The sequence below is a fragment of the Pseudomonas sp. TE24901 genome (genome assembly GCF_054058375.1).
The window spans coordinates 255,716-277,087 of the sequence record NZ_JBSSAF010000004.1 but is presented as its reverse complement, the minus strand read 5'-3'; the positions used below and the strand labels follow the sequence as shown (position 1 = coordinate 277,087).

Sequence of the window (21,372 nt, the reverse complement as noted above, 5' to 3'; positions counted from 1 at the left end):
GCCTAGAAGCCGATTCCAAAGAATTCTTCCAACTTCTCACCTACAAACTCGAAGTGCTCTTGGCCCAGCGATGGCTGTACACCAAGCCAGAAGGTCTGGTTCATGGTGCGGTCGGTATTGGTCAGTTCGCCCACTACGCGGTATTCCAGGTTCTGGAAGTAAGGCTGGCGAGTCAGGTTGCCGGCAAAGAGCAGTCGTGTGCCAATTTTGTGCTGGTCAAGGTACTTGAGCAAATCGACGCGGTTGACGCCGCTGCTTTCCTTGAGCGTCACCGGGAAACCGAACCATGAAGGATCGCTGTTGGGGGTGGCTTCAGCGATTTCCAGGAACTCGGACAGGCTGGACAAACGCTCCTTGAGCAACGCGAAGTTGCGCTTGCGGGTGTCGATGAAGTCCTGGGCGCGTTCGAGTTGGGCCAGGCCGCAGGCTGCCTGCATGTCGGTGATTTTCAGGTTATAGCCCAGGTGTGCGTACACGTACTTGTGGTCGTAACCTTGAGGCAGGCTGCCATATTGCTGGCCAAAGCGATCACCGCAGGTGTTGTCGCAGCCGGGTGCGCAGTAGCAATCACGGCCCCAGTCGCGGAACGACTCGGCAATTACCTTGAGCTGTGGGTTGTTGGTGAATACGGCCCCACCTTCGCCCATGGTGATGTGGTGTGCGGGGTAAAAGCTGAGGGTGGCGATGTCGCCGAAAGTACCCACCAGCTTGCCGTCGTAAGTTGCACCCAGGGCGTCGCAGCAATCCTCAACCAGCCACAGGTTGTACTTTTCACACAATGCCTTGACCTTGCCCAGGTTGAACGGGTTGCCCAGCGTGTGGGCCAGCATGATCGCCTTGGTTTTTGGCGTGATGGCTGCTTCGATCAAGTCTGCATTGATGTTGTGGGTGGCCATGTCGACATCGACAAATACCGGGATCGCACCGAATTGAACGATGGGATTGACCGTGGTCGGGAAGCCCGCGGCCACACCAATCACTTCATCGCCTTTCTTGATCGCCCGCTCACCCAGCTTGGGTGAGGTCAGGGTGCTGAAGGCAACCAGGTTGGCGGAGGAGCCGGAATTGACCGACAACAGGAATTTGACACCGATGAACTCAGCGAGCTTTTTCTCGAACTCAGCATTGAAGCGGCCGGTTGTCAGCCAGCCATCCAGGGAGGCTTCGACCATCAGTTGCAATTCGCGAGCGCCGATAACCTTGCCGGAAGGCGGGATAACGGTCTCACCGGCCACGAACGGCTTGCTCGCCAATGCGACGTTGGCGTATTGCTCGACGAGCTTGCTGATTTCCTGGCGGAGCATATCGGGTGTCATGAAAAATCCTGCTAAAAAATAGATTTAGTTGCTGCTGGCATGCATGGCGAGCATGTAGGCATTGATTTCTTCCAGGCAATGGGCCTGCATGTCGCTACCACTCAACCAGGCTCGGTGCCAGGTGACAATCCGGCCGAGCGTGGTTTCAAGGTTCCAGCTGGGTGTCCACTGCAAGTGCGCACGCGCCTTTGAAATATCCAGCTTGAGGTAGTTGGCCTCGTGCGGTTGCGGGTCCTGATCCAGTTGCCATCGGGCACCTGAGCCCCAGGCCTGCACCATGTGATCGAGGATCCACTCCACGGGGCGTGCATCTTCATCCTTGGGGCCGAAGTTCCAGCCTTGGGCAAAACGATGGCCGTGATTCCAGAGATGTTCTGCCAGCACGAGGTATCCACTCAGCGGTTCCAGCACGTGTTGCCATGGCCGGGTGGACTTCGGGTTACGTATTGTGACGGGCTGCCCCTTCTCGAAGGCACTGAGAATATCAGGTATTAGCCGGTCCTCTGCCCAATCACCGCCGCCAATTACGTTGCCAGCCCTGCCAGAGGCCAGTGCGGCACCTTGGGGATTGTTGAAAAACGACTTGCGATAGGCACTGGTGATCAGCTCCGCACAACCTTTGCTGTTGCTGTATGGGTCATGACCGCCCATGGGCTCGTCTTCACGGTAGCCCCATTCCCACTCGCGGTTTTCATAACATTTGTCTGTGGTGACGTTGACGATTGCGCGCAGATTGGGGCACTGCCGTGCGGCTTCGAGCACGTGCAGGGTGCCCATCACGTTGGTGGCGTAGGTCTCGACTGGCTCGCGGTAAGACAAGCGGACCAGCGGCTGTGCTGCCATATGGATCAATATGTCAGGGTTGAAGTGCGTCATGCTGTGGGTGATAGCCGCCAAATCGCGAATATCACCTTGTTCCGACTCCATACGTTCTGCCACCTTGGCCTCGAGGAACAGGGCAGGGTGAGTCGGTGGCGCCAGGGCAAAGCCCTTCACGTGCGCGCCAAGGCTGGTCAGCCACAGAGACAGCCAACTGCCCTTGAACCCGGTGTGGCCAGTGACGAAGACTCTTTTGCCTTGCCAAAAGGCAGGAGAAACTGTCGACTTCATATTCAATCCCAGGATTTCCAGGGCGCTTTGCCTGACTGCCAAAGTTCCTCTAGATAGTGTTTGTCGCGCAACGTGTCCATGGGTTGCCAAAAACCTGGATGCTCGTAGGCCATGAGCTGGCCTTCGGCCGCGAGCCTCATCAACGGTTCCTGTTCCCAGGTAGTGCTGTCGTCTTCCAGGTAATCGAGTACCGTCGGGCTCAGTACGAAGAAGCCGCCATTGATCAGCGCACCATCACCCTTGGGTTTTTCCTTGAAGTTCAGTACTTGTCCCTTCTGAATGTCCAGGGCGCCAAAACGGCCAGGCGGGAATGTTGCGGTGAGCGTTGCGGCCTTGCCGTGTGCCTTATGGAAGGCCAGGGTGGCACTGATATCAAGGTCGCTGACACCGTCGCCATAGGTGAAACAAAAGGCCTCTTCGTTTTTGACATAGTCAGAGACGCGACGCAGGCGACCACCGGTCATAGAGTCGTCACCGGTATCGACCAAGGTAATATTCCAGTCTTCAGCACGCTGGTCATGCACCTTCATGGTGTTGTCACGCATGTTAAATGTGACGTCGGACATATGCAGAAAATAGTTGGCAAAGTATTCCTTGATCACATACCCCTTGTAGCCGCAGCAGATAATGAAGTCATTGATGCCGTGCGCGGAATACATCTTCAGGATGTGCCAGAGGATGGGTTTGCCGCCGATCTCGACCATCGGTTTTGGGCGTACACTGGTTTCTTCGCTTAGCCGCGTTCCCAGGCCACCGGCCAAAATAACTGCTTTCATGCTGTCTCCGGGTCAATTCGAGCTTACAAAGGCATCAGAATGGAAATGTTTGAGGGGCAGGCCAGCCTGTGTCAGCACCTCGCGTGCCGCATGGATCATGGCTTCAGAGCCACAGGCATAGACCGAGGTATCGGCCAGATCAAGGTTTTCTGCAAGTACAACCTGCTGGACGTAACCCTTGGCACCCGGCCACTGCGCGTTCGCGCGTGACAAAGTTGGTCGGTAGGTCAAGCCCAGTGTTGGAAAATCAGGGGTCCAGTACAAGTCGGCTTCTGTACGGCCACCCCAGTAGACGTATATGTGCTTGCCGCTTAGTGATTCGGGGGTGGCCGCCAGCGCCTCGAGCATGGCCTTGACGGGCGCGATTCCGGTCCCTGTGGCCATGAATACCAGGTTTGTGGTGCGGGTCTCGCGCAGGCAGAAGGTGCCAAGTGGGCCTTCCAGCCGTAACAGATCATTGGGTTGAGCATCGCCAAACCAGTATTGGCTCATGACACCATTGGGAACCTGGCGAATATGCAGCTCCAGCTTGGCATCCTCGCGCACGGCGTTGGCAATGGAATAGCTGCGACGCACGCCTTCCTTGCCAATGACATCAATGTACTGCCCGGCGAGGAAGAAAAGCGCGCTTTTGGGAGGGGTTCTGAGGACCACTCGCACCACATCGTCCGCCAGTCGCTCCAGCGTATCGAGTCGGCAAGGCATCGTTCTGATCTGAATTTCAGCCAGTGCGCCAAGATCTTCTATATCCAGTTCAAGATCGGAGGTTGCCGCACGGCAACACGTCAGGATTGCACCGCTTGCGCGCTCGTCTTCTGTCAGCGCCAGCTCGGGTTGTATCACCTCAGTCTCGCCCTGAAGCACATTGGCTTTACACACGCCACAGCGACCGGTACGGCAGCTGTATTCGAGCACGATGCCTTGCGATTTTGCACAGGCCAGAAGGGTTTTGTCGGGCTCTGCCGTAAATGTCTTGTGGTTCGACAGTGTGATAATTGACATGTGTCAGGCACCACGCACAGAGGTGGCGTCACGGCAGCTTCGCCCATCCTCTTGAATGTTAGGTGTTGTACACACCGGTGCCATACTTTTGATACCCATGTACGTTTACATCTCCTCTCGTCATAACTCTGAACGTCGTGCGACATTCAGTGCGCAGACTGCATACCCCACGTCAGGGGCATTTTCGTATAGGTTAAAGCGAACAAAAACAACCGGTTCTAACCGCATACCGATTGAATCCTGTCGATAATTACCAGTGGTAACGCAAAATAGTGAGTCTTCGGACGCGATATTCTGCTGGGGCGTTGCTGCAGGTGTAATGAATCTATGAACCTTCCATTGCACCCAATGGCAGATGTTCCCGCCAGGTGGGCAAGTGCTCATCGGGCATACGCTCGTCAAGCTCGCACACGGCGAGAACGCGCTAGTGCGTTCAGATTGATTCATGTGAAAAGTTGCGGCAATTCTACCTGCTTGGGGCCCTAACTGGAAATGTAGGATGGCCACCGCTCTGGCTAGTGGCACCCTGGGTGTCGCAAGCAGGAGTTACACGCCGTAACCCACCCGTTTTTGACTCTCGCCCATCATCACCTAAGTTAAAAAAGCAGCTTCGGAAAAGCTGCTTTTCTCTTATCGATGTCATGGAGCGTCACCAATGCAAAACACCTATCTCTCTTCGTTGATCTTCGCTTTCCTCACTACCTTCTCCGTTGCGGCCACTGCGGCACCTTCCATCAAGCCCGAAGCCCCGGCCCCCATCACCGCCCAGCTCACCAAGGCCGACCAATCGGCCAAGGTCAACCTCAACGCCGCCGACGCCGAAACCCTGCGCCGTGACCTCTTCGGCATTGGTGCCGCCAAAGCCAAGGCGATCGTGGCTTATCGTGAAAGCAATGGCCCCTTCACGGCAGTGGATGAGTTGTTAGAGGTAAAAGGTATTGGCAAGGCGTTGCTGGAGAAAAATCGCGACCGGCTTGCTATCAACTAAGTCACGCAAAAGGCCGGTCACTGACCGGCCTTTTCATTCTCCATGTTCTGTGTCTTCAAGCTGTCGCGCACCACGTTCATGATCCGTTGCGCCAACGTCGGGTCTTCGACGCTCCTGGCCAGTACCAATGCGCCCACCAGCGTCGACATCATCACCAAGGCCTGCGTGTCGCCACGGCCGTCCCCCAACGCTGTTTCGATCTGTTTGAGCCGGGCGCCAAGCACGGCATCTGTGGTCGCACTATGCTGGCCTCTCAGGCCCAATTCAGAGGACATGGTCGGCAAAGGGCAACCCTCAGCAGGCGAAGTCAGGTGCCACTCCGACAGGTAGCTGTCGATAAACGCTTCCAGCGGGCGTTCCTGGCTGAACAGCCTGTCGCAATGGGCATCGAGTTCTGCCGCCGCAGCCTGCAGGGCTTTTTCGACCAGTTCATCCTTGGATTTGAAATGCGCGTAGAACCCGCCGTGTGTCAGGTTCAGCGCTTTCATCAATGGCTGCAAACCGGTCGCGCCAATGCCGTCGCGGCGGAAGCGCACGGAGGCTTCCTTGATGATGCGCTGATGGGTCTGGGCCTTGTGGTCTTGTGAGTAACGCATAGAAACGCCTCGGAAACGTGCGGGCAGTCTAACGGAGTTGAACCTTTTTACGCATCCAGCCTGCGTGCAAGGCGTTGGCATGAAAAGTGATTACGTCTAGGGATAGGATTGTTCAACAATCATGAGGTGGTCATGACGCTCAGTTTGTCGTTAGCCGACCAGATCGCCCTGGAGTTGCGTGCCGATATCATCGGCGGGCGACTACTGCCGGGGATGGCGCTGGTCGAGGTGGACCTGGTCAAGGTCTATAGCGCGTCGCGCAATACGATTCGCGAAGCGTTGCACCGTTTGGGGCAAGAGGGGCTCACCCGTTATGTGCGCAACAAAGGCGTCATGGTGCGACGGCTGGAACGGGATGAAGTGCGCGACCTGTTTAGGGTGCGCCGTACCCTGGAATTGCAGGCGATCGCCCAGAGCGACAGGCTTTCTGAAACACAGTGTGAACGCATGCAGAGCGCCATCGAAGCCACAACGTTGGCCCGAGAGCGGGAGGACTGGCGCGCCGTGGCGACCCATAGCCTGGTGTTCCACCAACACGTCGTTGGTTTGATGCACAGCCCGTTGTTCGATGAGTTTTTTGCCCAGGTCATCGCGCAACTGCGCCTGGTGTTTTGTGCCGCGCCTGATGAACAACGTTTCCAGTCGCCCTGGCTGGAGCGCGACCGTGAGATCTACACGCTGCTCGCCATCGGTAATAAACCTGCTGCGCAAGAGGCGATGGAGCTGTACTTGCACGATTCCGAGCGCCTTTCGCTGGCCCTGTTTGATCACCCTTGATGGAGGATTGCCCCATGTACAAAGACTATCCGGCCGCTTATCAGGTCAGTAAAGGTTCGGCGTTGCAGGTTGATACGGCGTTTTACGAACGCATACGTGACCGAAAGGACCAGCGCCAATTGATCGAGCAGTTCGAGGTGCCGATTCGCACGGGTAAAGCTTGGAAGGTGCCGGCCGGGCATGTGTTTCGGGTCACCACACCGGTGGGGCCTCAGGTGGGTGACTTCAACGTGTGGAACGCCAATGACCCCCGCGAGCGCCTATGGGCGGCGCGCACTCGCCAGTTGCAGGGCGCCCATGTCAGTACCCATGACCGTTTGTGGTCGAACCTGCCGTTTCTGCGTCCGCTGGTGACGATCACCGATGACAGCCTGGCCGGTTATGGCATCGACGAGCATGGCGGGCGGCTCCACGACCTGCTGGGCACCCGCTGCGATCCGTATGTGAACCGCATGCTCACCGGCGAAGACTTCCATCACCACTGCCACTCCAACCTGACCCGTGCAGTATTGCCCCACGGTTTGACGGAGTTTGATGTGCATGACGTGCTGAATATTTTCCAATGCACCGGCCTTAATCATGACGATATGTACTTCATGAAGGCGTGCCCGGCGCAGAAGGGCGACTACTTGGAGTTTTTTGCCGAGATTGATCTGCTGTGTGCGTTGTCCACGTGCCCTGGTGGAGATTTGTCGCTGCCGATGTGGGGGCCTGAAGCGCAGGACCCGCTGACGGTGTGCCGTCCTTTGGGGGTTGAGATCTACAGGTTGGAAGAGGCATTGCTGAGCGGCTGGAGCCAGCCGGAGCGTGCGGCCTATAAGGGGCAGCATGGGTTGCAGATTGCCAAGGCGGCTTGGGAGTGATTGGGGGAGGGGCTGCTTCGCAGCCCGGCGCGGGGCGAGCCCGCTCACTACAGTGAACGACCTCATTGGATCGGTCAGCGGTCCTGCGCATCCTTGGCATCCGCCTGGGCGTTGCGCTCGGCCACGCGCTTGCGTTGTTCGTCGGTGAGTTCCACTTTGTTGGCGCTGTCACGCAGCATCATCAAACCACCGACGATCGAACCGATCGCGACCACCATAATCAACCACGCATACCACGGCATAAGGCTCTCCTTGAGGCGGATTACCGTGGGAGAATTTTCCCACGGTAATAACTGCTTTGAGCAACAGGCTTTCTGAGTAGTTCATTGTAGGCCTGTTCCGCCTCGTTAACTCAGAGCCCGGTCAACATCGCATCCGCCGGCGCATCGGCGCGATCCTGTGCAGTCATTTGGAAGTAGACGAACCCCGCCAGCATGAAGCCGAGGAAGATCAGCCCGATCAGCGCGTTGAACCACGCCATGGCCACCAGGCACACCACCGCCAGCACCAGCGCAATGCCGGGCACGATCGGATAGCCCGGCGCCCGGAAGGTACGCTCCAGCAATGGTTCGGTCTTACGCAGCTTGAACAGGCTGAGCATGCTCATGATATACATCACGATGGCCCCGAAGACCGCCATGGTGATCATCGCTGCGGTCAGCGTCATGCCGCCCAGGTTGATCAGGCCGTCGCTGTAGATGGCGGCGATGCCGACCACGCCGCCGGCGATGATTGCTCGGTGCGGTGTCTGAAAACGCGACAGTTTGGCCAGGAACGGTGGCAAGTAACCAGCGCGGGCCAGGGCAAAAAACTGGCGCGAGTAACCGAGGATGATCCCGTGGAAGCTGGCCACCAGGCCAAACAGGCCGATCCACACCAGCATGTGCAACCAGCCGGAACTCTCGCCGACCACGGTTTTCATGGCCTGGGGCAACGGGTCATTGATGTTCGACAGGGTGCGCCAGTCGCCTACGCCACCGGCGAAGAACATCACCCCCATGGCCAGGAGCACCAGGGTGAGGATGCCGCTGATGTAGGCTTTTGGAATGGTGCGCTTCGGATCTTTGGCTTCCTCGGCCGCCATGGCCGCGCCTTCGATGGCCAGGAAAAACCATATCGCAAACGGAATCGCCGCGAACATCCCGGCAATTGCCGGGGCGCCGAAGGTGTCAGCGCCCGCCCAGCCATTCAGGGCAAAGTGGCTGAAACTGAAGGCCGGGGCAACCACGCCCATGAACACCAGCAGTTCGGCGACGGCCAGTACGCACACCACCAGCTCAAAGGTTGCTGCGAGCTTCACCCCGAGGATGTTCAGGCCCATGAACACGATGTAGGCACCCACGGCCGCGTGTTTCGGGTCCAGTGCCGGAAACTGCACATTCAGGTAGGCGCCGATGGCCAAGGCGATGGCGGGCGGGGCGAAGACAAATTCGATCAGGGTGGCGAGACCCGCGATCAGGCCACCTTTTTCTCCGAAGGCGCGACGGCTGTAGGCAAACGGCCCGCCAGCATGAGGAATGGCGGTGGTCAACTCAGTGAAACTGAAGATAAAGCAGGTGTACATCGCCGCGACCATCAGTGAAGTCACCAGGAACCCCAGCGTACCTGCCACGCCCCAGCCATAGCTCCAGCCGAAGTATTCACCGGAAATCACCAGCCCGACCGCAATGCCCCACAAATGCAGGGTGCCTAAAGTGGGTTTGAGTTGTGTGTTCATCGTGTTGCTCTCCCTGAACCGGTTGGAATGATTCAGGGTGTTGCAGTGGGCATGCCAGCCTGAGAATCATTGTCGTAAAGCAGTGCAACTGTCGCCAGTACGACGGTTTGGCGTTTGAAATTTTCCAGCGTTGCACCAGATAGGGGCGCTGGTGACTGAGCTGGCGCCTTCGCGGGCAAGCCCGCTCCCACAGTGGAGCGCGCATATCCTGGTCAAACGCAGCCAGGTGTGGGAGCCGGGCTTGCCCGCGATGAGGCCCTCAAACTCACCATAAATCCCCCTGTAAACCCCGCATAAACCCACTCTTTACGCCGTCTTTACGCCCCACCCATACCCTCGCTCTCGTTCCTTTACGCCACTCCTGCCGACAATTGCCCCACACGCGGCAATCGCCGCAAAACGGAGAGACTTCCATGAGCGTTCTGGACGGGGTGTCACTGCTATTGGCCGTGGCGCTGTTCATTTATCTGCTGGTTGCGCTGTTACGCGCGGATCGGAACTAGGAGCGGGCCATGCACAGTTATGACTATTGGCTGATCATCGCCTTCTTTGCGGTGGTGCTGGTGCCGGCACCGTTCCTCGGGCGGTTCTACTACAAGGTGATGGAAGGGCAGCGCACCTGGCTCACGCCGGTGCTCGGCCCGGTGGAGCGCGCCTGTTATCGCCTGTCGGGCGTGGATGAGCATCAAGAACAAAGCTGGCAGAAATACACGCTGGCCTTGCTGGCATTCAACCTCGCAGGCTTTGTGCTGCTCTTCGCGATCCTGTTGTTCCAGGACTATCTCCCACTGAACCCGCAGAAATTGCCGGGCCAGGAATGGACCCTGGCCTTCAACACTGCGATCAGTTTCATGACCAATACCAACTGGCAGTCCTACAGCGGTGAGGCTTCCCTGAGCTACCTCAGCCAGATGGTTGGCCTGACCGTGCAGAACTTCGTCAGCGCCGCCACGGGGCTCGCCGTCCTGGTCGCGTTGTGCCGTGGGATTGGTCGCAAGTCCACCAAGACACTGGGCAACTTCTGGGTCGACATGACCCGCGCCACCCTCTATGGCCTGCTGCCATTGTGCCTGGTGCTGGCGTTGTACCTGGTGTGGCAGGGCGTGCCGCAAACCTTCGCTCATTACGTTGATGCCGTGACGATGCAGGGCGTGGATCAAGTGATTCCGCTGGGCCCGGCTGCCAGTCAGATTGCGATCAAGCAATTGGGCACTAACGGCGGTGGTTTCTTCGGCGTCAACTCGGCCCACCCCTTTGAAGACCCGACAGCCTGGGCCAACCTGTTCGAGCTGGCGGCGATCATTCTGATCCCGGTGGCACTGGTGTTTACGTTTGGCCACTACGTCAAAGACCTGCGTCAGAGCCGCGCGATCCTCGGCTGCATGCTGGCGCTGTTCCTGATCGGCGGTGCGACCTCGCTGTGGGCCGAGTATCAGCCCAACCCGACGCTGAATAATCCTGCCGTCGAGCAAACCGCACCGATGGAAGGTAAGGAAGCACGCTTCGGTACCACTGGCACGGTGCTCTGGTCGGTGACCACGACGGCGGCGTCCAACGGCTCGGTCAATGGCATGCAGGACAGCCTCAACCCCCTCAGCGGCATGGTGGCGCTGGTCAACATGATGGTCGGCGAAGTGATCTTCGGCGGTGTCGGCGCCGGCATGTACGGCATGTTGCTCAATGTGCTGATCGCCGTGTTCCTCGCCGGCCTGATGATCGGCCGCACACCGGAATACCTGGGCAAGAAACTTCAGGCCAAGGAAGTGCAATTGCTGGTGGTGACCTTGCTGGTGATGCCGGTAGGCACCTTGGTGCTGGGTGCCATCGCCGCCAGTTTGCCTGGTCCGGCGGGCGCTATCAGCAACCCCGGTCCCCATGGTTTCAGCCAGTTGCTCTACGCCTACACCTCAGCGAGTGCCAACAACGGTTCGGCGTTCGGCGGCTTCAGTGCCAACACCCCGTTCCACAACCTGATGCTGGGCCTGGGTATGTTGATCGGCCGCTTCGGCTACATCCTGCCGGTACTGGCACTGGCCGGCAGCCTGGCGATGAAGAAGACCGCTCCGATTGGCCAGAACAGCTTCCCCACTCATGGCCCGCTGTTCGTGACGCTGTTGACTGTGACCATCTTGCTGGTGGGCGGCCTGACGTTCTTGCCGACCCTGGCGCTGGGCCCGATTGCTGAACACCTGAGCATGGGCTTCTGAGGGATATGAAAATGAATATGCCTGCAAAAAACGCAGCTCCTGTGCAAACCCAGGAGCCTGCCAAAACCGCCATCTCTGCCCTGTGGCGCCCTGCGCTGGTCCAGGCGTTCGTCAAGCTGGATCCGCGCCAACTGCAACGCTCGCCGGTCATGCTGGTGGTCGAACTGACCGCCATCCTCACCACCGTGTTGTGCTTTGTGCCCGACACAGCAGTGCCCACCTACGTTGCGGTGCAGATCGCCGTATGGCTGTGGTTCACCGTGCTGTTTGCCAACTTCGCCGAGGCCCTGGCCGAAGGTCGCGGCAAGGCCCGTGCCGACAGCCTCAAGGCCGGCAGCGAAGGCCTGAGCGCCCGGCGCAAGGAGGCCGATGGCAGCTTCAAGGTGGTGCCGGCCACCAGCCTGCGCAAAGGCGATGTGGTGCGCGTCGCCGCCGGGGAAATGATCCCCGGTGACGGCGAGGTCATCGAAGGCATCGCGGCGGTCAACGAAGCGGCGATTACCGGTGAATCCGCGCCGGTGATCCGTGAGTCCGGTGGCGACCGTTCGGCCGTCACCGGCAACACCCGCCTGGTGTCCGACTGGCTGCTGATCCGCATCACTGCCAACCCGGGCGAGTCCACCCTTGACCGCATGATCGCCCTGGTCGAAGGCGCCAAGCGCCAGAAAACCCCCAACGAAGTCGCGCTGGATATCCTGCTGATCGGCCTGACGCTGATCTTCCTGCTGGTGGTGGTGACCCTGCAGCCGTTCGCCCACTTCGCCAGTGGCAGCTTGCCGCTGGTGTTCCTGGTCGCACTGCTGGTGACGCTGATTCCTACCACTATCGGTGGTTTGCTGTCGGCCATCGGTATCGCCGGCATGGACCGTCTGGTGCGCCTCAACGTGATCGCCAAATCCGGTCGCGCGGTGGAAGCGGCGGGCGACGTGCACGTGTTGCTGCTGGACAAGACCGGCACCATCACCTTCGGCAACCGTCGCTGTGCGGCGGTGATCGCAGCGCCCGGCGTCAGTGGCCGGGACCTGGCCGAGGGCGCGCTGTTGGCGTCGTTGGCGGACGACACGGCGGAAGGCAAATCCATTGTTGAATACCTGCGCGCCTTGCACCCTCAGGCCGAACCGACCCTGGACCAGCTGACCTCCGTGCCGTTCAGTGCGGAAACCCGGTTGTCCGGCGTGGATTACCAAGGCCGTGTGTTCCGTAAAGGCGCCGTGGATTCGCTGCTGACGTTTATCGGCCAACAGCGTCGCGACCTGCTGCCCGCGCTGTCGCGTGAAATCGACAAGATCGCCCAGAGCGGCGGCACCCCGTTGCTGGTGTGTGCCGATGGCAAATTGCTGGGCGCGATCCACCTCAAAGACGTGGTCAAGCCCGGCATCCGTGAACGCTTCGCCGAGTTGCGCAAGCTGGGGATTCGCACCGTGATGGTCACCGGTGACAACCCGCTGACCGCCGCCGCGATTGCCGCTGAAGCCGGTGTGGATGACGTGCTGGCCGAAGCCACCCCGGAGAAAAAGCTCGCGCGCATTCGCCATGAGCAGAACGACGGCCGCCTGGTTGCGATGTGTGGCGACGGTGCCAACGATGCCCCGGCGCTGGCCCAGGCTGACGTCGGCATGGCCATGAACGACGGCACCCAGGCCGCACGCGAGGCCGCCAACATGGTCGACCTCGACAGCGACCCGACCAAGCTGCTGGACGTGGTACAGATCGGCAAGGAATTGCTGGTGACCCGTGGCGCGCTCACCACCTTCTCTATCGCCAACGACGTGGCCAAGTACTTCGCGATCCTGCCGGCGCTGTTTGCCTCGATCTACCCGCAACTGGGCGTGCTCAACGTGATGCACCTGCAGAGCCCGCAGAGCGCGATTCTCTCGGCCATCGTGTTCAACGCCTTGATCATCGTGGTGCTGATTCCCCTGGCGCTGCGCGGCGTGCGCGTGCAGGCGGCGAGTGCGGCAGCGTTGCTGCGTCGCAACCTGCTGATCTACGGGCTGGGCGGGATCCTGGTGCCGTTCGTGGGCATCAAGGCCATCGACATGCTGCTGACGGCGCTGCACCTGGTGTAACCCAACTCTCGTAGGAGCCGGCTTGCCGGCGATCGGTCCGACGCGGTGCAACTGACCCACCGCCATCGCCGACAAGCCGGCTCCTACAGATCTAATGTGAGGAAGTTGAAATGTCTAACATCATCCGCCCAGCCCTGAGCCTGCTGGTGCTCATGAGCCTGATCACCGGCGTTGCCTACCCGCTGGTGGTGACTGGCGTCGCCCAGGTGGCCTTCCCTGATCAGGCCAATGGCAGCCTGGTGCACGACGCCAGCGGCAAGGTGCGGGGTTCCAGCCTGATCGCCCAGGACTTTAACGGCGACACCTGGTTCCATCCACGCCCCTCGGCCGGTGCTTTCGCCACTGTTTCCAGCAGCGCCAGCAACTTGGGCCCAAGCAACCCGGCGCTGGCCACACGCATCTTCGACGATGCCAGCAAACAGTTGGTACCTGGCCAGGGGCCCGTGCCCCTGGTCTCGCTGACTACCTCCGGCAGCGGTCTTGATCCACACTTGCCTCCACAGGCGATTGCCTATCAACTGGCGCGAGTGGCCGCCGCACGGAATGTACCGGTGTCGACCCTGCAGCGGTTGCTGGATGAGCACATTGAAAGCCCGCTGATCGGGCCGCCGGTGGTGAACGTGCTGGCGTTGAACATGGCCCTGGAAAAGTTGTAGGCAGTGACGCCGCCATCGCAGGCAAGCCAGCTCCCACAGGGGAATGCTTTCCCTTGTGGGAGCCGGGCTTGCCCGCGATGGCGGTCTGAAGCACACCCGATAAACACCTGAAGGAACCCCCGCGCATGAGCGACTCCGGCCGCGCCGATGCCCTGCTAGCCGAACTGCCACGGGACGGCCGTGGCCGGCTCAAAGTCTTCCTGGGCGCCGCGCCGGGTGTGGGCAAGACCTACGCCATGCTCCAGGCCGCCCACACTCAGCTGCGCCAAGGCGTGCGCCTGATCGCCGGCGTGGTCGAAACCCACGGCCGCGCCGAAACCGAAGCCTTGCTCGGCGGCCTGCCGCAACAACCATTGCTGCGCAGTGAATATCGCGGCGTGATGCTCGAAGAAATGGACCTCGACGGCCTGCTCGCCGCCAAGCCCAAGCTGGTGCTGGTGGACGAGCTGGCCCACAGCAACGCCCCTGGCAGCCGCCATGAAAAGCGTTGGCAAGACATCCAGGAACTGCTGGCCGCCGGCATCAACGTGTTCACCACGGTCAACGTCCAGCACCTGGAAAGCCTCAACGATCAAGTGCGCGGCATCACCGGCGTACAGGTGCGCGAAACCCTGCCGGACTGGGTGCTGCAAGAGGCCGACGAACTGCTGCTGATCGACCTGCCGTCTCGCGAGCTGCTTGAGCGTCTGCGCGACGGCAAGGTCTACGTGCCCGAGCAGGCCCGCGCGGCCATCGAGGCCTTCTTCACCCAGACCAACCTGATGGCCCTGCGTGAACTGGCGATGCAAACCGCCGCCGCCCATGTCGACGACGACTTGGCCCAGGGCTATCGCCAACTCGGGCAGGCAGCACCTGCCGTGCGCGGGCGGTTGCTGGTGGGCGTGGATGGCGATGCGCAAGCCGAACGCCTGGTGCGTCACGCCAGCCGCGTGGCCCAGCGCCGGCATCTGCCGTGGAGCCTGGTGCATGTCGATAACGGCCGGGCGCGGGATGAGCAATCGCGCCTGCGCCTGCAGAACGCCCAGCAGTTGGCCGAGCGGCTGGGCGGTGAAGTGGTGTTGCTGCGGGCGGGGGAGGTGGCCAAGACGCTGATCCAACACGCCGCCGAACGCCGTGCCAGCCTGTTACTGGTCGGGCAGTCACGGATGCGCTGGCGCCGGCGCCTGTTCGGCGGTGGCTTGGCCGCGCGCTTGTTGCGCAATGCCCGCGGCTTGGAAATCAACGTGCTGGACAGCGACGACATCCCCGCGCCGCCACGCTTGCCGGATGTGCGCGGGCTGGTCTGGTTCGACTACGGCCTGGCGGTGGTGGCGACCATCATCGCCGCCGCGTTGGCCTGGGCGGTGGCCAGTGTGCTGCCGTTGCCGAACATCTCGTTGGTGTTCCTTGCTGCCGTGTTGCTGGTGGCGGTGCGCAGCAGCCTGGGCCCGTCCCTGGTGTGTGCGGCGCTGTCGTTCCTGACCTACGATTTCTTGTTTATCCCGCCGAATTTCTCCTTCGCCATCCAGCGCGAAGAGGACGTGTTGACCCTGTTGTTCTTCCTGTTGATGGCCGCCTTGACCGGCAACCTTGCCGCACGGCAGCGCCGGCAATTGCAGGCACTGCGCGATACCCAGGAAGAAACCAGCGAACTGCTCGACCTGTCGCGCAAACTCACGGCGGCGACCGACCGCCAGGCCGTTATCAGCGCGGCGGCTCATCACCTTGAGGGGTGGAGTGACCTGGACCTGTGCCTGGTCAACCGTGACGGGCAGGGCGGCTGGAAGGTCGAAACCGGCGCCGCATTGAACCTCACTGAAGCCGAGCGCGCCGCTGCCGATTGGGCGTGGCAACACGATCAACCAGCCGGCATGGGCACCGGCACCTTGCCGTTCGGGCGTTGGTGGTGGTGGCCGTTGTCGGGCGAGGAGGGGCCGCTGGGCTTGCTCGGGGTCAGCCCCAAACCGGGGCTGGAGTTGAGCGGTCAGCGTCGTCGTTTGCTCACGGCGTTGAGCCAACCGCTGGCCCAGGCACTGGCCCGGGCGCAGCTGGCGCAGGAGCTGGAGTCTGCGCGCCTGCACGGTGAAACCGAGCAACTGCGCAGCGCCTTGCTCGCCTCGGTGTCCCATGATTTGCGCACGCCGCTGACGGCCATGCGCGGCAGCATCGACAGCCTGCTGGCCCTCGGCGAGGCCATTCCGCTGGAGGATCGCCGCGAACTGCTGGAAGGCACCCGCGATGAAGCCGAGCGCCTTGATCGCTACATCCAGAACCTGCTGGACATGACGCGCCTGGGCCACGGCGCCCTGAAACTGGCACGGGACTGGGTCTCTCCGGGTGACATCGTGGGCAGTGCACTCGGCCGTTTGCGCGCCGTGCTGGCGCCCTTGCGGGTGAAGGCCGATGTGCCCGTGGCGTTGCCGCTGCTGTACGTGCACGCGGCGCTGATCGAGCAAGCCTTGGTCAATGTGCTGGAAAACGCGGCACGCTTTTCACCCGCCCAGGGCCGCCTGGAGGTGAGCGCCGGGGTGGCCGATGATCAGCTGTTTTTCGCGGTGGCCGATGAGGGGCCGGGTATTCCTGAAGACGAGCGCGCGAAGATTTTCGACATGTTCTACACCGCCGCCCGGGGTGACCGGGGCGGGCAGGGTACCGGCCTCGGCTTGGCCATTTGCCAGGGCATGGTCGGTGCCCACGGCGGGCATATCAGCGTGGCTGATGGCATTGAGGGGCGGGGTACTTGCATCACCTTGTTCCTGCCACTGCCAACCCAGCCTGGCCTGGAGCGCGAGGCATGAGCTACCCTGTTTTCTTCACAGATTTTGATTGGACACCATGAGCCAGACCGCAACGATTTTGGTCATTGATGACGAGCCGCAGATCCGCAAATTCCTGCGCATCAGCCTGGCCTCCCAAGGCTACAAGGTGATCGAGGCTGGCACCGGCAACGAAGGCCTGGCGCAAGCAGCGTTGAGCAAGCCGGATTTGCTGGTGCTCGACCTGGGCCTGCCGGACATGGACGGGCAACAGGTGTTGCGCGAGTTTCGCGAGTGGTCGACGGTGCCGGTGCTGGTGTTGTCGGTGCGCGCCAGTGAAGTGCAGAAAGTCGAGGCGCTGGACAGCGGCGCCAATGACTACGTGACTAAACCGTTTGGCATCCAGGAATTTCTCGCCCGCGTACGTGCCCTATTGCGCCAGGCTCCGGCCGGGGAGGCCCAGGAAGCCGCGTTGAGTTTTGGCCCGTTGACGGTGGACCTGGCCTATCGCCGGGTGCTGCTGGACGGTGCCGAAGTCGCCCTGACCCGTAAGGAGTACGCGGTGCTGGCGCAACTGGCGAGGCATCCTGGGCGCGTGATCACCCAGCAGCAATTGCTCAAGGACATCTGGGGGCCGACCCATACCGAGGACAGCCACTACTTGCGGATCGTGGTGGGGCATTTGCGTCAGAAGCTGGCGGATGATCCGACACAGCCGCGTTTTATCGTGACCGAGGCGGGGGTGGGGTATCGGTTGTTGAACGCATAGGTTTGTGGTGCCTGGCCTGACGCTATCGCCGGCAAGCCACCCCACATTCGAAGGTGGTATGCGATCAACTGTGGGAGCTGGCTTGCCTGCGATGGCGTCATCAGCAACACCGAAGTTCTTAGTGTTGCTCACTCTCATACCGATCCAAGGTATCACTGGCAATTTCCCGTCCCAACGCAATCAACTCCGGCGCCTTGTAGAACTCAAAAAACCGACACACCCGCTTTGGCACGTTGATCAACACATCAGGCGGGTAACCGGCAATCTTGTACTGCGCCAAGGACGTCTGCATCACCTCGAAACTCTGGTTGATCAGGTCAAGCAGTGATGCGGGCCCCACGTTGTCGATGATGAACGAACCGGTCGCCGACTTGGGCGCGCCGGCTTTTTCCGGCGCGGCGGCGGGTTGCTGGGATTCGGGCTCGGCCGATTCCAGCCACGGGTTGATCTCTGCCGCTTCAGCCTGCAAGGCTTCCTGTTCCAGCTTCATCAGTTGCTCGGCCTGCTTGCGTCGAAAGGGCAGGTGCGAGCCCAGGGATTTGGCCAGGCTGTTGAAGCGGCTCTTGAACGCAGGCGGGCGCTGGATCACCGGCAGGTGATAGTGTTTCTGGTTGGTGGCGTTGAGGTTGACCGCAATGATCAGGTCGCAATGGCTCGACACCACCGGCACGATCGGCAGCGGGTTGAGCAGGCCGCCGTCCACCAGCATGCGGTTGCCTTGCATCACCGGCGTAAACAGGCTGGGGATGGCGGCCGAGGCGCGCATGGCCTGGTGCAGGCAGCCTTCCTGGAACCAGATCTCCTGCTGGTTGGTGAGGTCGGTGGCGACGGCGGTGTAGGGGATGCGCAGTTCTTCGATGTTGATCTCGCCGACGATCTTGCGGATCTGCCCGAAGACCTTCTCGCCACGAATCGCCCCCAGGCGAAAACTCACGTCCACCAGGCGCAGCACATCCAGGTAGTCGAGGCTTTCAATCCAGTTTCGATAATCCTCCAGTTTGCCGGCTGCGTAGATCCCGCCGACCACGGCCCCCATGGAACAACCGGCGACACAGGCGATGTCATAGCCGCGCCGTTCGATCTCTTCGATCACTCCGATGTGGGCGTAACCTCGGGCCCCTCCGGAGCCCAATACCAAGGCAACACGTTTTTTCATGGTCCATGTCCTCCCCAAGGCAGGTGCCCACAATGCACCCATTGAGGGGGCGCCTTCAATCTTCGCCTGGGGCGGTAATATTTTTGCTGGCGGGGCGCGGTGCTCGGGTATGCTCTGGCGATAGACGCTTTTGATTTGGGGCTGACAGACAAGGCACTTTTTCTTGTAGGCAACGTCTACAACGTACGACTGTTTTTCTTTATTTGAGGTGTCATCGATGAAAGCCTGGATGTGTGTGCCTGTGATCGTGTTGGCCCTGGCCGGTTGTGCCGGGAAAACCGCGTACCGCGACAGCTGCGGCACGCAACTGGATGCCGCGTGGCATGAACTGGACCTGGCCAAGGCCGAAGGCTTTGCCGGCACTGTGAGCTACTCTAAGGCCTTGTCCTTGCTGACCGGTGCCAAGACCCAACAGCAATTCGAAGCGTTTGAAGGCTGCTCCAACAAGGCCGAGAAAGCGCGGTTCTATATTCGTGAGTCGCGCGCCGGGCGTTGACCTTTCGCCGTGATCAGGGATCTTCATCGTCAGGGGAGGAAGGGATGTCAGCGTTGGTCGATCAGTTAGTCGCTCAGGTCATTGGCCTGGAAGTAGGGTTACTGAGCTGCCAGGCTCGCCTCGCCGCCGTCACCGACGATGAAGCCTTGCATGACCTGCGCACCACCGTGCGGCGGCTGCGCAGCCTCCTTCGCCCATTGCGCGGGCTGCCAGGTGTCGAGCAGCTTGAGTTGGCGGCGAGTACGGTCGGCCAGATCACCACGCCGCTGCGGGACCGAGAGGTCCTGGCGGCGTATCTGCATCAGCACGGCCATCACGCGGCGGCAGACCGGCGCTTGCGCTTGCAACCCGATGCGTATCGGCACGTGGCGCAAAGCCCGGAGCTGGCTCACCTGCTGCTCATCCTGGATGCCTTCCCGCGCTTTCTCCGTGCCTCTGAGCATCAAAAGCTGCTCAAGGGGCTGCGCCCACGCATCGAGAAACGCTTGGCCAAGCAATGGCAGAAACTCGATGAAGCACTCAAAGACCCAGATCACGATCGCCACCGCCTGCGGTTGCTGATCAAGCGCGTGCGCTACGCCGCCGAAGCCTATCCCGAGCTGGACAAACTCCCTGCCAACGCCATGTCCCGACTGAAAAAAGCCCAGGGCGCCCTCGGTGATTGGCATGACTGCTGGCAGTGGTTGGCTCAGGCCCAGCATCAACCGGACCTGCAGCCATGTGTTGCGATCTGGCATCGCACCATGGCCAAGGCCGAAGGGCAGGCCGACAGGGTGCTGGAAAAGCTCAGCGCCGATTGTTTCTGAAGCGGTCCGGTTTTTGGCCGGAATAGGCGCTGTATCGCAAGGGCGCGATGGTTAACATCCCCCCATCTGTTTAGCTGATGTGAGGTCGCCATGCGCTTTAGTGATTTGCTCGACGCTGCCCGTCGCAACCCGCTGGATGTCACCATCCCCGCCGAATGGGCTCAGGGGCGCGCAACCTTTGGTGGCCTGGTCGCCGCACTGCAATACGAAGCCCTACGCGCCAAGGTGCCGGATGGCCGGCCTTTGCGGTCATTGGCCGTGACCTTTGTCGGCCCGGTGACAGCGGATGTTCCCGCCAGTTATCAGGTTGAAGTGTTGCGCGAAGGCAAGGCCGTCAGCCAATTGTTGGGTCGCGTGGTGCAGAACGGTGAAGTGGCGACCCTGGTGCAAGCCAGCTTTGGCGCATCCCGCGAGTCAGAGATTGATGTGGCCAGTGAAGCGCCGCCGACCTTCAAGCATTGGGATGAATGCCAGGAGCTGCCGTACATCAAGGGCGTGACGCCTGAGTTCATGAAACACGTGGCAATGCGTTGGAGCGTCGGCGGGCTGCCGTTTACCGGCAATAAATCTCGCGACATGGGCGGTTGGGTGCGCTTGCGCGGCGACGTGAAGGAAGAACCGTTGACCGAGTCGCATATCCTGGCCCTGGTCGACGCTTGGCCCCCGGCCCTGCTTCCCCATCTGAAAAAGCCCGCGCCCGGCAGCACGCTGACCTGGACGATCGAGTTCATCCAGCCCCTGCAAGACCTGACGACCCTCGACTGGTGCCAGTACTACGTCAACATCGAGCACGCCCGCGACGGCTACGGCCATGCTGCCGCCGCGCTGTGGAGCCCGACCGGCGAATTGATCGCCATCAGCCGCCAGACCGTGGTGGTGTTCGCCTGAGGCTCAGTGCCGATGGCGCTGCCGCCAGGCGCGCCACCAGCCACCGCTCAATACAAAGCGTGGGAAGGTCACAAACTGCTCGACCACCAGGCGCTGCACCGCATCTTTACGATCACTGAACGGCTCACTGGCCTGGGCTTCCAGGCTGTGGCCATGACGCTGCAACGCCAAGCCGGCCAGGATGCCGACCACGCCAACAGCGAAACTCGCCAGGCTCAGGCTGAACACGCCCGACACAATCAACAGAAACCCGATGATGAACAGCGGCACGGCAATCAGGTGCAACGCCAGGTTGGTCGGGTGTTGATGGTTTTGTGGGTAGTTACGCCATTGCCAGGCGGGGAGATTGGGGTGACGTTTGCCCATGATGGTGAATCCTCTGTCCGTTGAAACATCTTGGACAGAGTTTAGGTGGGGTGAGGCGGGTGGGCGAATTGGGGATGGC

At 60.8% G+C, this 21,372-nt stretch carries 21 protein-coding genes; 12 read left to right on the top strand and 9 right to left on the bottom strand.

The genetic code is table 11. The features are described from left to right. Positions 1–2: 2 nt before the first annotated feature. Genes rfbH through ACVWVP_RS10025 form a run of 4 tightly spaced genes read right to left on the bottom strand, consistent with a single transcriptional unit; the run spans position 3 to position 4,204 of the window. Positions 3–1,316 (bottom strand): lipopolysaccharide biosynthesis protein RfbH, encoded by a 1,314-nt coding sequence (rfbH, locus tag ACVWVP_RS10040; RefSeq protein ID WP_178919906.1) that lies wholly within the window; start codon positions 1,314–1,316, stop codon positions 3–5. A 24-nt stretch (positions 1,317–1,340) separates the two neighbouring features. Next, positions 1,341–2,426: a CDP-glucose 4,6-dehydratase gene (gene rfbG, locus ACVWVP_RS10035; protein WP_457405537.1), complete on the bottom strand. Its 1,086-nt coding sequence runs from the start codon at positions 2,424–2,426 to the stop codon at positions 1,341–1,343. 2 nt (positions 2,427–2,428) lie between these two features. Further along, on the bottom strand, positions 2,429–3,202 hold the full coding sequence (gene rfbF / locus ACVWVP_RS10030) for a glucose-1-phosphate cytidylyltransferase (RefSeq protein WP_178919907.1): 774 nt from the start codon (positions 3,200–3,202) through the stop codon (positions 2,429–2,431). A 12-nt stretch (positions 3,203–3,214) separates the two neighbouring features. After that, positions 3,215–4,204 carry an FAD-binding oxidoreductase gene (locus ACVWVP_RS10025; protein WP_457405533.1) on the bottom strand — a complete coding sequence of 330 codons (990 nt, stop codon included), beginning with the start codon at positions 4,202–4,204 and terminating at the stop codon, positions 3,215–3,217. A 655-nt stretch (positions 4,205–4,859) separates the two neighbouring features. On the opposite strand from ACVWVP_RS10025, the gene ACVWVP_RS10020 reads away from it, so the two are divergent. Beyond that, positions 4,860–5,192, top strand: a complete 333-nt coding sequence (locus ACVWVP_RS10020) for a ComEA family DNA-binding protein (protein WP_457405531.1) — start codon at positions 4,860–4,862, stop codon at positions 5,190–5,192. 17 nt (positions 5,193–5,209) lie between these two features. Here the strand turns inward: ACVWVP_RS10020 and ACVWVP_RS10015 are convergent, their stop codons facing one another. After that, complete coding sequence (locus tag ACVWVP_RS10015) at positions 5,210–5,788, bottom strand: TetR/AcrR family transcriptional regulator (protein ID WP_034102685.1); 579 nt, start codon at positions 5,786–5,788, stop codon at positions 5,210–5,212. Positions 5,789–5,920: 132 nt separating this feature from the next. Between ACVWVP_RS10015 and ACVWVP_RS10010 the strand changes: the two genes are divergently transcribed. Beyond that, a complete protein-coding gene (locus ACVWVP_RS10010; RefSeq protein WP_178919911.1) occupies positions 5,921–6,565 on the top strand; it encodes a GntR family transcriptional regulator in 645 nt (214 codons plus the stop codon). Positions 6,566–6,579: 14 nt separating this feature from the next. Further along, positions 6,580–7,428 (top strand): urea carboxylase-associated family protein, encoded by an 849-nt coding sequence (locus ACVWVP_RS10005; RefSeq protein WP_457405528.1) that lies wholly within the window; start codon positions 6,580–6,582, stop codon positions 7,426–7,428. Positions 7,429–7,502: 74 nt separating this feature from the next. Here the strand turns inward: ACVWVP_RS10005 and ACVWVP_RS10000 are convergent, their stop codons facing one another. After that, the gene (locus ACVWVP_RS10000; RefSeq protein WP_003172675.1) at positions 7,503–7,670 is read right to left on the bottom strand and encodes a DUF2897 family protein; all 168 of its coding nucleotides are present in this window, start codon (positions 7,668–7,670) and stop codon (positions 7,503–7,505) included. A 110-nt stretch (positions 7,671–7,780) separates the two neighbouring features. Beyond that, on the bottom strand, positions 7,781–9,145 hold the full coding sequence (eat, locus tag ACVWVP_RS09995) for an ethanolamine permease (RefSeq protein ID WP_259173358.1): 1,365 nt from the start codon (positions 9,143–9,145) through the stop codon (positions 7,781–7,783). A 413-nt stretch (positions 9,146–9,558) separates the two neighbouring features. Between eat and kdpF the strand changes: the two genes are divergently transcribed. The 6 genes from kdpF to ACVWVP_RS09965 all read left to right on the top strand — a co-directional run bounded on the left by kdpF (position 9,559) and on the right by ACVWVP_RS09965 (position 17,581). After that, the gene (kdpF, locus tag ACVWVP_RS09990) at positions 9,559–9,648 is read left to right on the top strand and encodes a K(+)-transporting ATPase subunit F (RefSeq protein ID WP_003218754.1); all 90 of its coding nucleotides are present in this window, start codon (positions 9,559–9,561) and stop codon (positions 9,646–9,648) included. Between the two features lie 9 nt (positions 9,649–9,657). Further along, a complete protein-coding gene (gene kdpA / locus ACVWVP_RS09985) occupies positions 9,658–11,352 on the top strand; it encodes a potassium-transporting ATPase subunit KdpA (RefSeq protein WP_457405526.1) in 1,695 nt (564 codons plus the stop codon). 11 nt (positions 11,353–11,363) lie between these two features. Beyond that, positions 11,364–13,421 (top strand): potassium-transporting ATPase subunit KdpB, encoded by a 2,058-nt coding sequence (gene kdpB / locus ACVWVP_RS09980; protein ID WP_178919915.1) that lies wholly within the window; start codon positions 11,364–11,366, stop codon positions 13,419–13,421. Positions 13,422–13,531: 110 nt separating this feature from the next. Further along, on the top strand, positions 13,532–14,077 hold the full coding sequence (gene kdpC / locus ACVWVP_RS09975; protein ID WP_457405522.1) for a potassium-transporting ATPase subunit KdpC: 546 nt from the start codon (positions 13,532–13,534) through the stop codon (positions 14,075–14,077). 125 nt (positions 14,078–14,202) lie between these two features. Further along, a complete protein-coding gene (locus ACVWVP_RS09970; RefSeq protein ID WP_457405520.1) occupies positions 14,203–16,854 on the top strand; it encodes a DUF4118 domain-containing protein in 2,652 nt (883 codons plus the stop codon). 37 nt (positions 16,855–16,891) lie between these two features. Further along, on the top strand, positions 16,892–17,581 hold the full coding sequence (locus ACVWVP_RS09965; protein WP_017136125.1) for a response regulator: 690 nt from the start codon (positions 16,892–16,894) through the stop codon (positions 17,579–17,581). Positions 17,582–17,699: 118 nt separating this feature from the next. Here the strand turns inward: ACVWVP_RS09965 and ACVWVP_RS09960 are convergent, their stop codons facing one another. After that, positions 17,700–18,737, bottom strand: a complete 1,038-nt coding sequence (locus ACVWVP_RS09960) for a patatin-like phospholipase family protein (protein ID WP_178926036.1) — start codon at positions 18,735–18,737, stop codon at positions 17,700–17,702. Positions 18,738–18,954: 217 nt separating this feature from the next. Between ACVWVP_RS09960 and ACVWVP_RS09955 the strand changes: the two genes are divergently transcribed. The 3 genes from ACVWVP_RS09955 (at position 18,955) to ACVWVP_RS09945 (ending at position 20,927) form a co-directional block, all read left to right on the top strand. Next, a complete protein-coding gene (locus tag ACVWVP_RS09955; RefSeq protein ID WP_010176194.1) occupies positions 18,955–19,233 on the top strand; it encodes a hypothetical protein in 279 nt (92 codons plus the stop codon). 44 nt (positions 19,234–19,277) lie between these two features. Then, complete coding sequence (locus tag ACVWVP_RS09950; RefSeq protein ID WP_457405516.1) at positions 19,278–20,039, top strand: CHAD domain-containing protein; 762 nt, start codon at positions 19,278–19,280, stop codon at positions 20,037–20,039. 90 nt (positions 20,040–20,129) lie between these two features. Then, positions 20,130–20,927 carry an acyl-CoA thioesterase gene (locus ACVWVP_RS09945; protein ID WP_259173348.1) on the top strand — a complete coding sequence of 266 codons (798 nt, stop codon included), beginning with the start codon at positions 20,130–20,132 and terminating at the stop codon, positions 20,925–20,927. A gap of 3 nt (positions 20,928–20,930) precedes the next feature. Here the strand turns inward: ACVWVP_RS09945 and ACVWVP_RS09940 are convergent, their stop codons facing one another. Next, positions 20,931–21,293, bottom strand: coding sequence for an Mpo1-like protein (locus ACVWVP_RS09940; RefSeq protein WP_010566540.1), 363 nt, complete (start codon positions 21,291–21,293; stop codon positions 20,931–20,933). Positions 21,294–21,372 lie beyond the last annotated feature (79 nt).